15 protein-coding genes are annotated in these 15273 nt (G+C 34.9%); 13 read left to right on the top strand and 2 right to left on the bottom strand.

The genetic code is table 11. The annotated features are described in order from the left end of the window. Positions 1-127: 127 nt before the first annotated feature. The 10 genes from rpsU (at position 128) to rpoD (ending at position 10228) form a co-directional block, all read left to right on the top strand. Complete coding sequence (gene rpsU / locus F5ESL0261_RS05325) at positions 128-304, top strand: 30S ribosomal protein S21 (RefSeq protein ID WP_009560161.1); 177 nt, start codon at positions 128-130, stop codon at positions 302-304. 138 nt (positions 305-442) lie between these two features. Further along, entirely contained in the window at positions 443-886 is a 444-nt protein-coding gene (locus F5ESL0261_RS05320) for a GatB/YqeY domain-containing protein (RefSeq protein WP_122052427.1), read from the top strand. Positions 887-910: 24 nt separating this feature from the next. Continuing rightward, positions 911-1867, top strand: coding sequence for a PhoH family protein (locus F5ESL0261_RS05315; RefSeq protein ID WP_122052426.1), 957 nt, complete (start codon positions 911-913; stop codon positions 1865-1867). Further along, positions 1867-2388: an rRNA maturation RNase YbeY gene (gene ybeY, locus F5ESL0261_RS05310; RefSeq protein ID WP_122052425.1), complete on the top strand. Its 522-nt coding sequence runs from the start codon at positions 1867-1869 to the stop codon at positions 2386-2388. Before F5ESL0261_RS05315 ends, ybeY begins: the two co-directional genes overlap by 1 nt. Then, positions 2388-3296, top strand: coding sequence for a GTPase Era (gene era / locus F5ESL0261_RS05305; RefSeq protein ID WP_122052424.1), 909 nt, complete (start codon positions 2388-2390; stop codon positions 3294-3296). Before ybeY ends, era begins: the two co-directional genes overlap by 1 nt. Position 3297: 1 nt before the next feature. Continuing rightward, positions 3298-4053, top strand: coding sequence for a DNA repair protein RecO (recO, locus tag F5ESL0261_RS05300; RefSeq protein ID WP_109586313.1), 756 nt, complete (start codon positions 3298-3300; stop codon positions 4051-4053). Positions 4054-4296: 243 nt separating this feature from the next. Next, entirely contained in the window at positions 4297-5214 is a 918-nt protein-coding gene (gene glyQ, locus F5ESL0261_RS05295; protein ID WP_034979786.1) for a glycine--tRNA ligase subunit alpha, read from the top strand. Continuing rightward, complete coding sequence (gene glyS / locus F5ESL0261_RS05290) at positions 5207-7273, top strand: glycine--tRNA ligase subunit beta (RefSeq protein WP_122052526.1); 2067 nt, start codon at positions 5207-5209, stop codon at positions 7271-7273. The genes glyQ and glyS overlap by 8 nt, the downstream gene beginning before the upstream one ends. A 14-nt stretch (positions 7274-7287) precedes the next feature. After that, a complete protein-coding gene (gene dnaG / locus F5ESL0261_RS05285; RefSeq protein WP_122052423.1) occupies positions 7288-9093 on the top strand; it encodes a DNA primase in 1806 nt (601 codons plus the stop codon). 13 nt (positions 9094-9106) lie between these two features. Beyond that, the gene (gene rpoD, locus F5ESL0261_RS05280; protein ID WP_034979792.1) at positions 9107-10228 is read left to right on the top strand and encodes an RNA polymerase sigma factor RpoD; all 1122 of its coding nucleotides are present in this window, start codon (positions 9107-9109) and stop codon (positions 10226-10228) included. Positions 10229-10273: 45 nt separating this feature from the next. On the opposite strand, the gene F5ESL0261_RS05275 is transcribed toward rpoD, so the two are convergent. Continuing rightward, on the bottom strand, positions 10274-11503 hold the full coding sequence (locus F5ESL0261_RS05275; RefSeq protein WP_109586311.1) for a CPBP family intramembrane glutamic endopeptidase: 1230 nt from the start codon (positions 11501-11503) through the stop codon (positions 10274-10276). A gap of 11 nt (positions 11504-11514) precedes the next feature. Then, a complete protein-coding gene (locus F5ESL0261_RS05270; protein WP_122052422.1) occupies positions 11515-11955 on the bottom strand; it encodes an 8-oxo-dGTP diphosphatase in 441 nt (146 codons plus the stop codon). A 180-nt stretch (positions 11956-12135) separates the two neighbouring features. On the opposite strand from F5ESL0261_RS05270, the gene F5ESL0261_RS05265 reads away from it, so the two are divergent. From F5ESL0261_RS05265 to F5ESL0261_RS05255, 3 genes are all read left to right on the top strand, one after another. Continuing rightward, positions 12136-13719, top strand: a complete 1584-nt coding sequence (locus F5ESL0261_RS05265; RefSeq protein WP_122052421.1) for an ABC transporter ATP-binding protein — start codon at positions 12136-12138, stop codon at positions 13717-13719. Between the two features lie 72 nt (positions 13720-13791). Then, positions 13792-14475 (top strand): class I SAM-dependent methyltransferase, encoded by a 684-nt coding sequence (locus F5ESL0261_RS05260; protein WP_122052420.1) that lies wholly within the window; start codon positions 13792-13794, stop codon positions 14473-14475. Beyond that, positions 14468-15265, top strand: coding sequence for a Nif3-like dinuclear metal center hexameric protein (locus tag F5ESL0261_RS05255; RefSeq protein ID WP_122052419.1), 798 nt, complete (start codon positions 14468-14470; stop codon positions 15263-15265). The genes F5ESL0261_RS05260 and F5ESL0261_RS05255 overlap by 8 nt, the downstream gene beginning before the upstream one ends. The last annotated feature ends 8 nt before the right edge of the window (positions 15266-15273 follow it).

The following is a 15273-nucleotide window of genomic DNA, read 5'->3' as shown; positions in this document are numbered from 1 at the left end:
CAGATTAAGTTTTTCCTGTGAAAAATTTGAAAAATATTGTTCGTTTGTATTGACCCACTGGTGATGTTTGATATAATTTAGTTAAATGTATGACGGTAACGTCAAGAAATGGAAGGAGGGATCACATATGGCCAAGACAGTCGTTCACGAAAACGAGTCTATTGATGATGCTCTTCGTCGTTTTAAACGTTCCGTTTCTAGAAGTGGTACTTTACAGGAATACCGCAAACGCGAGTTTTATGAAAAACCTAGTGTTCGTAGGAAACTGAAATCCGAAGCTGCTCGGAAACGCAGACATTATTAATCTAAAAACGACTTTTATCAAGCAGATAAAAGTCGTTTTTTATTAACCACAATTAAAGTTTAATGTTTTATTTAATTTAAACTAGGTTGTAAATTTGTTATAATTTAGCTAGATTTTATGAAGAAAGAGGGAATTCATTTGAGTTTATCTGAGCAAATAATGTCAGATATGAAAGAAGCGATGAAAGCTCGTGACAAAGTTAGACTGAACACTGTTCGTATGATCAAGTCTGCTTTAATGAATGAAAAAATTAAAGCTGGTCACGATTTAACCGCTGAAGAAGAACTGACGGTTCTTAGCCGAGAAAAAAAGCAGCGTGAAGAATCAATTGCAGAATTTACTAAAGCTGATCGTAAAGATCTGGCAGACGAAACTAAACAGGAATTAGCAATTGTTGAAAGCTATCTGCCTAAGCAAATGACCCCTGAAGAGCTCGATCAAGCTGTTTCTTCAGCAATTGCAGAAGTGAATGCTCAAGGCAAGTCAGATTTTGGAAAAGTAATGAAAGTATTAATGCCTAAAATCAAAGGTAAAGCTGATGGCAAAGAAGCTTCTGCAGTCGTTCGTAAACAGCTGAATTAGGCATAAGAAAAGGAGCAGAGTTATTTGGCCCAAACCAATTTTATTCCTAAAAATCCTGAAAATATCCAGAAATTAGTTGGTATTAATGATAACAATTTAAGCCTTTTGTCTACAGGGTATAATGCTAGTGTAGTTGATACTGGCAATAGTATAGCTATTCAAGGTGATGACAGCGACATCAAAAAAATTTCAGCTGTTTTAAAAGCTCTTGATAATGTCGTTAATGCAAATATTAATATCGGTCCTGCCGATGTTGTAAGTGCAATGAAAATGGCAGATAAAGGAACAACAGAATATTTTCCTGATCTATATAAAAAGATTTTAATTCGGGATGCTAAAGGCAAGCCGATTAGAGTCAAAAACATGGGACAGAAAAAATATGTCGAAGCTATTGAAAAAAATGATGTTGTATTTGGGATCGGTCCTGCTGGTACCGGTAAGACATTTATTGCAGTTGTTTGTGCTGTTGCTGCTTTTAAAAAGGGCGAAGTTTCCAGGATTATTTTGACTAGACCTGCAGTTGAAGCGGGGGAGTCGCTGGGATTTTTACCTGGTGATCTCAAAGAAAAAGTTGATCCTTACTTAAGGCCCATTTATGATTCTCTATATGCAATTTTAGGCACCAATACCACCGATCATTTAATGGAACGTGGTGTAATTGAAGTTGCTCCATTAGCGTACATGCGTGGTCGTACATTGGATGATGCGTTTGTTATTCTTGATGAAGCACAAAATACTACTGACGCGCAAATGAAAATGTTTTTAACCAGGCTTGGCTTTAATTCAAAAATGATCGTCAATGGTGACATGACACAAGTCGATCTTCCCGGTAAGCAACGGAGTGGACTGATAGATGCTGAACGTATTTTGAAGAAAATTGAACAGATTAAATTTATTTGGTTTTCTGCTAATGATGTTGTCCGTCATCCGGTAGTTGCTAAAATTATTAACGCCTATGAAAAGGAAGAAAAAAAGTTTTAATGGATTCAATAGATATTACTTTTAATGATGAAATTGGTTTTCTTGACAATGAAAAACGTGATTGGCAAAAATGGATTCTGCAACTTCTCTTACTTGCTAAAAATGAGATAAATAGAACCAACATCTTGGAAATGAGTATTAATTTCATTGATGAAAAACGCAGTAACGAAATTAATAAAAAATATCGTGGTAAAGACAGACCAACTGATGTGATCTCTTTTGCTATTGAAGATGGAGAAGATCAAATTGATTTTAGCACATTTGATGATCCTGATTTCATTGAAGATATTGGTGACTTATTTATGTGTCCCAGCGTTATTATGCGACACAGTAAGGAATACGGTACCGGTTGGGACCGCGAATTTGGTTATACTCTAGTCCATGGCTTTTTGCATCTCAGCGGATATGATCATATTGAACCAGGCGAAGCAAAAACCATGTTTAAAATACAAGGAAAGGTATTAGAAGAATATGGCTTGCCATTGTATCCCGATCAGTTAGATGAAGGCAGAGGTAAATAATGGTTGAAAACAAGAAAATAAAATCTGGATTTGTCGCTTTGCTAGGAAGACCTAACGTTGGTAAATCTACTTTAATGAATTATCTAGTAGGGCAAAAAGTAGCAATTACTTCCAGTAAACCGCAAACTACCCGTAATAAAATCTCTGGGATTTTAACAACTGATGATATGCAGGCGATTTTTATTGATACTCCCGGTATATTTAAGCCGCACCTAGATTTAGATGATTACATGGATAAAGCCAGCTTGTCTAGCTTGAACGATGTTGATCTTATTTTGTTTATGGTTGAACCAGAAAAAATGGGCAAGGGTGATGCTTATATAGCAGAGTTATTGCAAAAAGCGACTGTTCCCATTGTGGTCCTTATTAATAAAGTAGATCAAGTTAATCCAAATGAGCTTTTACCAATAATTGATCAATATCGTAAGCTAAATATTTTTAAAGAGTTTTTGCCGGTATCTGCAACTCAGGGAGTTGGAATTAGTGATCTAATTCAAGTTTTATATCAATATTTACCTGAAGGACCTAAGTATTATGGCACAGATCAAATAACAGATCGTCCTGAATATTTTATGGTTGCAGAACTGATTCGTGAACAAATTTTAAAGTTTACAGCTGAAGAAGTTCCTCATGCTGCTGCAGTTTGGGTAGAACAAATGAACAAGCATGAGAACAATAAGCTACAAATAGAGGCCACTATTTATGTAGAAAAAAGTGGTCAAAAAGGAATCATCATTGGTAAGGGCGGCAAGATGCTCAAGCAAATTGGTATCAATTCCAGACGACAAATTGAAGATTTATTAGGTGAAAAAGTTAATTTGCATCTTTGGGTAAAAGTGCAGCACAATTGGCGTTCTGATCCTCAGTTTTTAAGACAAATTGGTTATAACCTAAAGGATCTTGCCTGAAATGGCTCGTCAATTGAAAGAAGTACACGGGATAATTTTTAAAAGACAAAAGTATCATGAAGCAGATTTATTGGCTAAAATAATGACCGAAAAAAATGGCATAATTACACTTCTTGCCCGCGGTGCTCTAAAATCAAAATCTAAATTAGGTGCTTCATTACTGAATTTCTCGTATGGAACTTACGTCATTTATTCTTCTGGACACGGTTTGAGTACGTTAAGGACTTACAAGAATGTAAAACAATTTGATGGATTATATGATGATTTAATAAAAAATGCGTATGCTTCTTTTATTATTGACTTAATCGATCACGCATTTATTGAATATCAGGATCTAGGCAGGTATTACGATCTTGCAAAATTTGCTTTGCAAAAAATTAATTTTGGAACCGATCCCGAAATGATAACTCAAATAGTACAAATGCAATTACTAGCGGCTTATGGGGTTGAACCAGAGCTGAGAAGCTGTGTGATCTGTGGTGAAAAGCAGGGAGAGTTTGACTACTCAATCAAAAATGGCGGCATCTTGTGCAGTAAGCATTTTTATGCTGATCCAGGTCGTCTACATTTAAAACCGAGAGAAACAGCTGTTTTAAGAACTATCTTTTTACTTCCATTTAACAAGTTAGGTGATATTAAAATTAAATCTCCTACTAAAAAAGCTACACGCAGAGCAATTGACCGTATTTATCAGGAAACAATTGATCTCAACCTCAAAACTAAAAAGTTTTTGGACGAATTAAAATTAACTGACTAGCCCTTCAGATTATATGCTTTTTATGATAAAATAATAATATGTTTTGGCTATAATGAGGATAAAAAAAGTACCAGTTAAGCGAGTGCTGGGAGTGTGAGAGCATCTGGGAAAAGGCACCTCTAGCTAAGTTAATTAAGAGCAGGAATTTATTTCCTGAATTAGGGTGGAACCGCGACTAAATCTCGTCCCTATGCATGTTTTGCATAGGCTTTTTTTATGGTCTTATGCAGAAAGGAAATAAAAATGGCACAGAAAAAATTAAATATTCAAGATATGATTTTTAAACTAGAGAAGTTTTGGTCTTCGAAAGGATGCATGGTAATGCCTTCTTATGATGTTGAAAAGGGAGCAGGAACTATGAGTCCTTATACCTTTTTACGGGCTGTTGGTCCAGAACCATGGGCGGCTTGCTATGTAGAACCCTCAAGGCGTCCGGCTGATGGCAGGTATGGAGATAACCCTAATCGCTTGTTTCAGCATCATCAATTTCAAGTAGTAATTAAGCCGGCTCCAGAAAAGATCCAGCAATATTATCTGGATAGTTTGAAAGAATTAGGAATAAATCCATTGGAACATGATATTCGCTTTGTTGAAGACAACTGGGAAAATCCTTCAATGGGCTGCGCTGGAGTTGGCTGGGAAGTATGGCTTGACGGTATGGAAGTAAGTCAGTTTACTTACTTTCAAACTGTTGGTGAACTTGATGTTAAGCCAACAATGAGTGAAATTACCTATGGTGTTGAACGACTGGCTTCCTATATTCAAGATGTTAATTCTGTTTTCGATCTTGAATGGGGTGATGGCGTTTTATACAGTGACATTTTTAAAGAAGCTGAATATGAAAACTCTAAATATGCTTTTGATGAATCTAATCAAGAAGATCTATTAAAATTTTTTGATGTATACGAAAGAACAGCTCAAGAATTAATTGGGTTGAATTTAGTACAACCGGCTTATGACTATATTTTGAAATGTTCCCATACATTTAATTTGCTTGATGCTCGAGGAGCTGTGTCGGTTACTGAACGAGCAGGATATTTAGCTAGAATTAGGAAATTGGCTCATGAAGTAGCAGTATGCTTTGTAGAAGAGCGTGAAAAAAGAGGCTTTCCTTTATTGAAAAGTGCAGAAGATAAGAAGGCGGGACTTGAAAATGGCTAAAGATTATTTATTTGAAATTGGCACTGAAGAGATGCCAGCCCATGTCGTTGGGAAGAGCGTTAAGCAATTAGCTGAAAGAACCGAAAAATTTCTGAAAGAAAATAAACTTAAATTTAAGTGTATTAAAACCTTCTCTACGCCTCGGAGATTAACAGTTCTAGTAGAAGAGCTTTCTGAAAAGCAAACTGATATTGATGAAATTAAAAAAGGACCTGCCAAAAAAATTGCTTTGGATCAGGATAAAAATTGGACTAAAGCTGCTCAAGGATTCGCCCGTGGTCAGGGAATGACTACTGATGATATTTACTTTGAAGAATTAAAAGGCACCGAATATGCTTATGTGCATGTCCAAAAAGAAGGTAAAAAAACTACTGATATCCTTTTAGGAATGAGTGACATAGTTAAAGCTATGACTTTTCCAACCAAGATGCGGTGGGACTCTAATGATTTTGAATTTGTTCGTCCTATTCATTGGCTGGTATCACTTTATGGTAACGAAGTAGTACCTGTCAAAATCCTCGATATTACGGCGGGAAGAAAGACAGAAGGTCATCGTTTCCTGGGCGATAGTGTGGTTTTGGCTAATAGCAGCGACTATGAAGACGCTTTAAAAGATCAATTTGTAATTGTTGATGCAACAAAACGTCGCAAAATGATAGTTGACCAAATGAATAAGTTAGTAAAAAAGAATAATTGGCAAATTAAGCCAGATAAAAGTTTACTTGAAGAAGTAACAAATCTGGTTGAATATCCTACAGTTTTCACTGGTTCTTTTGACAAAAAGTATTTGGAAATGCCTAAAGAAGTATTAATAACTTCCATGAAGGATAATCAACGTTATTTTGAAGTTTATGATCAAAATGGCAAATTGATTAATCATTTTGTAGCTGTACGTAATGGTAATAAAGATTACCTGGAAAATGTTGTTTCAGGAAATGAAAAAGTTCTAGTAGCACGTCTGGATGATGCACAATTCTTTTACGATGAGGATCGTAAATATCCTCTGAGCCATTTTGTTCAAAAACTTGATAACGTTTCGTTTCACGATAAAATTGGATCAATGTCTGAAAAAATGAAGCGCGTCCGCATTATAGGTGATTTTTTAGCTAACAAATGGCAACTTGATGAACAGGTTGTTAAAGACTTTGACCGTGCCAGCGAATTGTACAAGTTTGATTTAGTTACTCAAATGGTGGGAGAATTTGCTGAACTTCAAGGAGTAATGGGCAGACACTACGCCAAATTAGCAGGTGAAAAGGATGATGTTGCTGATGCTATTGAAGAGCATTATATGCCGACCACTTCTGAAGGTGAATTGCCTAAAACAACAGTGGGTTCATTATTATCTGTTGCTGATAAATTAGATACAATTATTACTTTCTTTGCGGTTGGCATGATTCCTAGTTCATCAAATGATCCATATGCTCTACGTCGTTATGCTTACGGCATTGTACGAATATTGTTAAACCAAAAATGGTCATTACCATTTAACGAAATGCTACCGGAAATTGTTTCAGCTCTTGAAAATAAGACACCAGCTAAACTGCCTAAAAAAGCTGAACAGGAAGAGGAAATTTCATCCTTTATTCGGGATCGTATTAAACAGTATTTACAGAAAAATAACTATAAATATGACATCATTGATGCAGTTCTAGCTTCAAGTCAACAAGATCCCATCCAAATTTTGGCTGCAGCAAAAGTTTTGCAATTACATCATGATGATGATAAATTCAAGCCAGTTGTTGAAAGCTTAATCAGAATAAACAATATTTTGCAAAAAGCTAAGTACAAGGGGCAGAATGTTGTAAAACGAGAAATGTTTGAAAATAATACTGAAACTGAACTTGCTGATGGTGTAAAGAAATTAAGTAAAGTTGATAATCTCGCAGAACTATATGATAGTTTTGTGAAGCTACAACCTGTCATTGACGTTTACTTTGACACAAATATGATAATGGATAAGAATGAGGCTATTAAAAATAACCGCTTGGCGCAGCTTAACGAAGTAGCTCAACTTGCAAAACGACTTGGCGATCTAAGCAAATTAGTTATTAAATAAGAGTAGGTGGAAAGATGGCTGGTCTTATACCTGAAGAAACAATTGCTAAAGTTCGTAATAATGTGAATATTGTCAATGTCATAAGTCAGTACGTTTCACTTGAAAAGAAAGGCAAAGACTATGTCGGTCTCTGTCCTTTTCATGAAGAAAAAACTCCTTCATTTACTGTTAGCGAAGGAAAACAGTTTTTCAAGTGCTTTGGTTGCGGAAAAGGTGGCAATGTTTTTTCGTTCCTCATGTATAAGGAAAATTTAACCTTTCCGGAAAGTGTTCAAAAAGTAGCAGATTTTGCTCATATTGACATTGGAGAATATTCCAGTCAAAAGCCTAAATTTTCGAATGTTCTCATCAAGATAAATGAAGAAGCAGCTGACTTTTATCATCGAGTATTAGTTTCTACTAATGCGGGAAAGCCCGGGTATAACTATGCAAAAAAGCGTGGTCTTGACCATGACATTATCAGTCACTTTCGAATTGGTTATGCTCCCAAACAAAACAATTTACTCTTGACTTATCTGAAAGAAAAAGATTTTAAAGATGGGGACCTGGTAAAAAGTGGTTTGTTTGTTCAATCTCAAAATGGAGAATTATTTGATCGCTTTAGGGAACGACTAATGTTTCCGCTTAGTAATGAAGGGGACTATGTGGTCGGGTTTTCTGGAAGAAGACTTTCTAATGATAAAACTGAAGCCAAATATATTAATAGTCCTGAGACTGAAGTATTTACTAAATCAAAGACTCTGTTCCATTTTGCTGAAGCAAAAAAGGCAGTCCGAGGTGAAAATCATTTGATTTTGTATGAAGGATACATGGATGTAATTGCAGCATATAAAGCCGGAATAAAGTCTGGCATTGCTTCAATGGGAACCAGTTTGACAGATCAACAAGTATATATGTTACGCAGGATTACTAAAAATATCATTATCAATTATGACGGCGATGATCCGGGAGTACATGCCGAAGAACGGGCAACAAGAATGTTCAACCAAATTGGAGGCTTTAACTTAGGAATTGTTGTTTTGCCTGAAAAACTTGACCCTGATGAATTTGTAAAAAAATATGGTATTGAAAAATACAAGGACGAAGTAAAAGGTGCTTTGACGCCAACAGATTTTTTCTTGAAAAGGTTAAAACAGAAATATAATCTCGCAAATGACAGGGAAAAATTAGCGTACTTAGATGATGCCATGAAAGAAATAGCTCAGTTGTCTAATCCAGTTGAACAAGATTTATATTTAAACAAAATTGCCAAGGAACAAGGAGTGGAACAAGATTCACTTAAAGTGAATTTGACAAAATACCGCAGGCAACAAAATAAAGCAAAAAGGCATCAAGGTTATCCTGCTCCAGAACAAAGTGAATCCTATAATTATTCAAATCCACTAGTTGATAAAGTTCAAAAGCAGGAAGCTAGCGATCCTATTCAAACTCGCTTATTATATTTATTTATTCATTCAAAACATGCTCGTGAATATCTATTATCCCATCAATTCCTGTTCCCAGACTCAGAATTTCAAAAATTAGCGGAATTATGGTTAAATTTTAGTGAAAATGAAGAAAATCCAACAGTTAATAGTTTCTTAGATTTTATTCCGAGGGAACTTCAAGGTATAATAGTTAATGCTGAAATGACAAACATGCCCCAGGATTTTTCAGACCGCGAAATTGATGAGCAAATAAACGCATTAAATATGCGCAAAATTAATATTGAACTGCAACATTTAATGAATGATTTACAAGATGCAAAACGAAAAACTGACACAGAGGAAATATTAGATATTACTCGTAAAATTTTACAGTTAAAAAGAATTCAGGGTTAAAGGGGGGCTTATTGTGGCAGATAAGGAAAAAGCAGCTAGCAACGAAAAATTATCTTTAGACAAGATGGTAAAAAAGGTTGTTAAAGATGTTAAAAAAGATAAATCTATTACGGAAAAAGAATTTGTTGCTCAATTGATTAAGCCCTATAAACTACAGGGAAAAGCAGTTGACCAATTAGTTCAAGAATTTGAGGATAACGGCATCAGTATTGTTGATGAAAAAGGGAATCCCTCGAGATTAGCCTTGAAAAAGCAAAAAGATGTTGAAAAAGCTGAATTAAAAGATATGTCAGCACCTTCAAGCGTTAGAATGAACGATCCTGTTAGAATGTATCTGAAAGAAATCGGTCGGGTACCCCTACTGAATGCAGATCAGGAAATTTCTTTAGCAAAAAGGATTGAAAAAGGTGATGAAGAAGCTAAGCAGGAGCTGGCAGAAGCCAACTTGCGTTTAGTTGTTTCTATTGCCAAACGTTATGTAGGCCGTGGGATGTCTTTTCTTGATCTCATTCAAGAAGGAAATATGGGGCTGATGAAAGCCGTTGATAAATTTGATTACAGCTTAGGTTTCAAGTTTTCAACCTATGCAACTTGGTGGATCAGGCAGGCAATAACTCGTGCGATTGCCGACCAGGCAAGAACCATTAGAATTCCAGTTCACATGGTAGAAACTATTAATAAGTTAATCAGGATCCAAAGACAATTACTGCAAGACTTAGGACGTGAACCAACTCCAGAAGAAATAGGAGCAGAAATGGACATGCCTACGTCTAAAGTTCGTGATATCTTAAAGATAGCTCAAGAGCCGGTATCCTTGGAAACTCCAATTGGTGAAGAAGATGATTCACATTTAGGAGATTTTATTAAGGATAAGGATGCAACTAGTCCAGAACAACATGCTTCTTATGAAATGCTCAAAGAGCAATTAGAAGAAGTGCTTGACACCTTAACAGACCGTGAAGAAAATGTTCTTCGCTTACGTTTTGGACTTGATGATGGTCGAACTAGAACACTTGAGGAAGTTGGCAAAGTGTTTGGAGTTACCCGAGAACGTATTCGCCAAATTGAAGCTAAAGCTTTACGTAAATTACGGCATCCAAGTAGATCAAATCAATTACGTGATTTTCTAGATTAAATAGCTAAACAAAAAGACAAGATTCCAAAAAATCTTGTCTTTTTATTATCTAAAAGTTAATTCGCTGGCACCATGATTATTTTCTAGTCCCCGTTGCTGCAAATTATATTCGATAACACTTTTTCGCTTACCTGATAATAAGAAGAAAGCAAAAGCCAAATAGATCAAAGTGGTAATAAAGAGATATTCCCAGTCAAAGATATGGGGTACTGTCATAACTGTTGAGCCAGTAGCTAGGAAGGCTAGTATGTCATAAACTGCATGATAGCCCAAATTAACCAAAAAAGAACCTGTATATAAATAAACTGCAGCAAAAACAATACCTGCGGCAAACGCATTAATCATTTGTAAAATTGTGGCAGAGAGTGGTTGCATCAGTGCGTTAGTAAGATGAATTGAACCGAAAAGCAAACCATCCAGTAATACTGCCAATAAAACTTGATTTTTAGAATTTTTAAATATTTTGAGTAATATACTTAAAACACAAAAACGCATTAACCATTCTTCAGCTACACCAGCTTCTATGCCCTGACAAATATACTGAGTTACGTGTTTTGTTGTTATATGAAAATCCCAGCGTGTTAGCAATTGTCCTAAATTATTTGCATCATTAAAAGCATTAATTAAACAGTCAGCAACAATAAAAATAAATATAAACGCAAGAACTGAATAATTTGCCCTTGAGCTTATTCTCAAACTCGGATTTTGATAGTGCCAGCTTTTCATTACAACAATTGATGAAATCACAAAACAAATGCTACCTGTGATTCCTGTGGTGTTGAGAACTTGAAGCCAAGAATGGCTATCCATAGTTAAAATTTCAGGCAGCGAAACAATCAAACTTGCAAACAACAATAAAGTTATGATCTGGCCAATCGGATTCTTTATTTTGCCCCATGCCAGTTCTCCCATCGGAACTAGCATAATGAGTTCATACAACGTAAAGAGAATTAATAAAAAGATCACATTCTTATTATTCAAAACTTTGATAAATGCTGCTCCCAAACTGAGTAGTGCAAAAAAGCACAATAATATATTGACGGACTGAAAATAATGATTAAATTGAACTAACTTTCTTTCAGGATGTTTTTCGCATAAAAGGGTTAGTTGCAATAGAACCAGTATGAATAAAACCGGCAGAATTACTACTGCTCCTAGTCTACTCTTGGTCAGGGGTTTGATTTTAAAAAATAGCACAAATGCCACAATGATCAGAATTTCTTGGACTATTATTTGTCCTAAATGCCAACGCTTAATTGCTTGTTCAGAAAGCATTTCGATACTCCTTAAAATAATTCATCCCGTTTACCGTCCAAGATATGCTCATCAATATCTTCGTTAAAGTATACCAGCAAGTCGCGGTCAAAATTATATGCTAATTTATGTTGGAAAAGTTCTTCTTTAGTCATCCACGTCAATTTGCCTTCTCTTGAGGCTTTGACTGTGCCAGTGAATTCAGTCGCTATATAAAAAAGAACTAGATAGCGGTGGTCGTTTTCATCATAAAATTGTTTAATTCCACAAAGACGAGGATTTTTAATATCTAAATTCGTTTCCTCCTTAACCTCGCGCACTACTGAGTCATAAAAAGATTCGTGATTTTCCACATGACCACCCGGAAAAGTCAATCCTGGCCAATAAGGGTCATTACGATCCAAAACTAAGATATTATCGTTTTTTTTAATCATGCACATATTTGTCAAAGTAACAGGTTCAGTTCTATCCATTAAGTCAAAAATCTCTTTCTTTTAAATCTTATTATCAATTATAAAATAGCAATTTAGAAAGAAAAAGGAAATTTTTCTCACTTTTTTGCCGGCAAATTAAAATTAGACCAGAGATTTTGTGGCTTTTATTAATTTGTTCCATTATACTTGTAATACTGTTTTAAGTTTTAGGAGGATAACATGGCTATCAAATATGCAAAGAAATGGAAACTTTTTCTTTTTCTAATTATTTCAATTCTTGATTCATTTCAGTCAGTATTTTTAGCTTATCTATTAAAAGTATTCATTTCCTTTGCTCAAAAGCCTACGGGAAATTTGCTCGGATTAACTTTATTCGCCATTAGCGGATTAATTATTTTCAGTATAATTGGAATACTTTTTCAGTATTCCTTTTTAAATTTGATCCATGATATTAATATCAAAATCAAGGAGATAGCAACTGATCATATCGTTAATATTAATGATCAAGCTAAACTTGATACTTCATTTATGACAAACGACCTTAAACAAATTGAGACTAGTAAAGTTGTTGCCGAATTAAAAATTTTTAATTACATCTTAAAATTTTTGACTGCTATTATCACTGCAGTGATTACATCTTGGTTTATTTCTTTGGTCTTTTTTATTGCAGCAATAATTCCAGCCTTAGTTCAAAATTTTGCCGGTAAAAAAATTTCTGCTAATTCTAAAAAATGGGAAAGGGCAAATAGTAATTATACCGCTACCGTTACGGAAACGATTAACGGCACAACCATTTTTTCTTTATATAATTCAGAAAATTCTATTGCTAAGCGCTTAATAAAAAGCGCTCGCAAAATGGAGGACGCCTTACAATCAACGAATTTATCCAAGGGCATTGCAAACGAATTAACCTCTTTTGCCGCATATTGTTTTGGCATGATTATTCCATTTAGTGTTGGAGTTTATTTGATAACTATAGGAAATATTACTTTGAGTACTTTTATGATGATTGTGCAGCTATCGAATAATTTCGTGAATCCGATAGTTAATATTTTTATGTGCGTTAATGATATTAAAATGACCACTCCCATTTGGACTAAATTTATAAAAATACAAAAGTATAAAAGACAAGCAAGCGATAATAGTTCAATCCCTGTTTTCAATAATTTGAGTTTAAGCAATGCCACAATCTATTTTGATAAACAAACTATTTTTCAAAAAGTAAATTTAGTAATCAAAAAGGGTGAAAAAATATTATTACAGGCTCCTTCAGGTTGGGGAAAATCAACTTTGCTCAAAGTCTTGATAGGAAAATATAAGCTGGATTTAGGCTCTTACCTGATAAATGGAGAAAAAGCTAGTGGCAATTGGAATAAAGATCATGAACTCTTTGCTTTGATCAATCAACAACCGTTTATTTTAAACGACACGATTGAATACAATATTACTTTAGGACAAAAGGTTACCAAACAAGAACTGAATAAGGTCGTTGCTAAAGCTGGCCTAGAAGAACTGGTAAGAAAAAAGGGATATCATTATCAAGTTGGCCTTGGAGGTAAAAATTTGTCAGGAGGACAAAATCAGCGCTTAGAAATTGCCCGCGCACTGCTCAAGAAAAGACAAATTTTGTTAGCAGACGAAGCTACTTCCTCATTGGACACAAAATTATCTCGAAAAATTCACGCTACTTTTTTAAAAGAATTTTCCGGAACAGTGATCGAAGTTGCTCATCACATATCTACAGATGAAGCAAGCATGTTTGATCGTAAGATCGATTTAGAAGCTAATAAAAAAAGTATTTAAAATCGTTATTTTATCTTTATCTAATAAAAATTCATTATGCTAAAATTTTATTATGAAGAAAGTAGGATATAAATGAACTTAAGATTGAATTCCTTAGCACAAATGGTTGACCAGGGTGCACGCATTGCAGATATTGGTACTGATCATGCCTATTTACCAATTCAACTGGTGAAAGAAAACAAAATTCAGTTTGCTGTTGCTAGTGATGTTGCAGCTGGACCACTAGAGAATGCGAAAAAAGACATAGCAGCTGCTGGTTTAGATGGGAATATTGAAACTAGGCTTGGGGCAGGACTTGATACTATTAATTCTGCTGATCAAATTGATACAGTAATTATTGCCGGAATGGGCGGCAAGTTAATAACGCAGATTTTAAATGATGCTTGGCTAAAAGATTCTATTTTCGAAACTTTAATCCTTGAGCCAAATATAGGTGAGCCCGGTGTCCGAAACTGGTTAATGAATCATAATTATCAAATAAAAAGAGAAAAAATTATTGCTGAAGCAGGACACACATACGAACTAATTAAGGCAGAAAAAACTAATAAAATTGTCAAATTGACAGAAAAAGAATTATTTTTTGGTCCAGAAATCTTAACAGAAAAAAATGAAGTTTTTTATCAAAAATGGCGAGGTCAACTTGCATATCACAAGAAATTACTGCTTAATTTAAATAAGGCTAAAGAAAAAGATTTGGTCTATATGCACAAAATTGAGTCAGAAATAAAAATGATCGAGGAAGAAATAAATGACTAAAGTAGAAGATATAATAGCTGTTTTACAGCAACATTTTCCAGAAGAAATAGCTAGTAAAGGTGATCCAGTTGGTCTTCAAATCGGCTCGATGAAGCAAAAAGTGACCAAGGTTTTAATTACCTTAGATGTCAGACCTCAGGTAGTTGACGAAGCAATACAAAAAGGGGCAAATTTAATCATTAGTCATCATCCGTTAATGTTTCGTCCAGCTCAAAATCTTGATTTTGCTAATCCCCAATATGCGATGTATGGCAAAATTATTGCTCATGGAATTACCGTCTATTCTATTCATACTAATTCTGATAAAGCAGAAGATGGGTCAAGCGACTGGCAAGCTGAAGAACTGGGATTAAAAGATGTTGAACCATTTTGTCCTGATGAAGATGGCATAGCTATAGGGCGTAAGGGTAGACTAGCCCAGCCTCTTTCTGCTAGAGAATTTGCTTATTATGTCAAAGACAAAATGCACGTAAAAATGGTAAGATTAATTACTGCTGATAATGAGCAAAGGATTTCTTCTGTCTGCTTTATTTGTGGTGACGGCGGAAAATATTGGCATCAAGCAGTAGAAGAAAAAATAGATGCCTTTATCACAGGCGATGTATACTACCATACGGGACATGATATGATTTCAGCAGGTTTGACAGTAGTTGATCCAGGGCATTATACTGAAAAAATATTTAAACAAAAAATTTTTCAAAAGTTGCTTAAATGGAACAAAGAAAATTCATGGGATGTTGATGTCACAGAATCACAAGTTTCTACAAACCCATTTCAAGAATTATTTTAATTAAGGAG

Source organism: Lactobacillus sp. ESL0261, from assembly GCF_003693025.1.
Taxonomy (GTDB): domain Bacteria; phylum Bacillota; class Bacilli; order Lactobacillales; family Lactobacillaceae; genus Lactobacillus; species Lactobacillus kullabergensis.
Note: the sequence above shows the minus strand (reverse complement) of the source record. Positions and strands in the feature narration are given on the sequence as shown.

Excerpts from the sequence above, each read along its gene's own strand:
- rpsU (WP_009560161.1), top strand. The coding sequence starts at position 128 with ATGGCCAAGACAGTCGTTCACGAAAACGAGTCTATTGATGATGCTCTT.
- ybeY (WP_122052425.1), top strand. The coding sequence starts at position 1,867 with ATGGATTCAATAGATATTACTTTTAATGATGAAATTGGTTTTCTTGAC.
- era (WP_122052424.1), top strand. The coding sequence starts at position 2,388 with ATGGTTGAAAACAAGAAAATAAAATCTGGATTTGTCGCTTTGCTAGGA.
- recO (WP_109586313.1), top strand. The coding sequence starts at position 3,298 with ATGGCTCGTCAATTGAAAGAAGTACACGGGATAATTTTTAAAAGACAA.
- glyQ (WP_034979786.1), top strand. The coding sequence starts at position 4,297 with ATGGCACAGAAAAAATTAAATATTCAAGATATGATTTTTAAACTAGAG.
- glyS (WP_122052526.1), top strand. The coding sequence starts at position 5,207 with ATGGCTAAAGATTATTTATTTGAAATTGGCACTGAAGAGATGCCAGCC.
- dnaG (WP_122052423.1), top strand. The coding sequence starts at position 7,288 with ATGGCTGGTCTTATACCTGAAGAAACAATTGCTAAAGTTCGTAATAAT.
- F5ESL0261_RS05275 (WP_109586311.1), bottom strand. The coding sequence starts at position 11,503 with ATGCTTTCTGAACAAGCAATTAAGCGTTGGCATTTAGGACAAATAATA.
- F5ESL0261_RS05270 (WP_122052422.1), bottom strand. The coding sequence starts at position 11,955 with ATGGATAGAACTGAACCTGTTACTTTGACAAATATGTGCATGATTAAA.
- F5ESL0261_RS05265 (WP_122052421.1), top strand. The coding sequence starts at position 12,136 with ATGGCTATCAAATATGCAAAGAAATGGAAACTTTTTCTTTTTCTAATT.
- F5ESL0261_RS05260 (WP_122052420.1), top strand. The coding sequence starts at position 13,792 with ATGAACTTAAGATTGAATTCCTTAGCACAAATGGTTGACCAGGGTGCA.
- F5ESL0261_RS05255 (WP_122052419.1), top strand. The coding sequence starts at position 14,468 with ATGACTAAAGTAGAAGATATAATAGCTGTTTTACAGCAACATTTTCCA.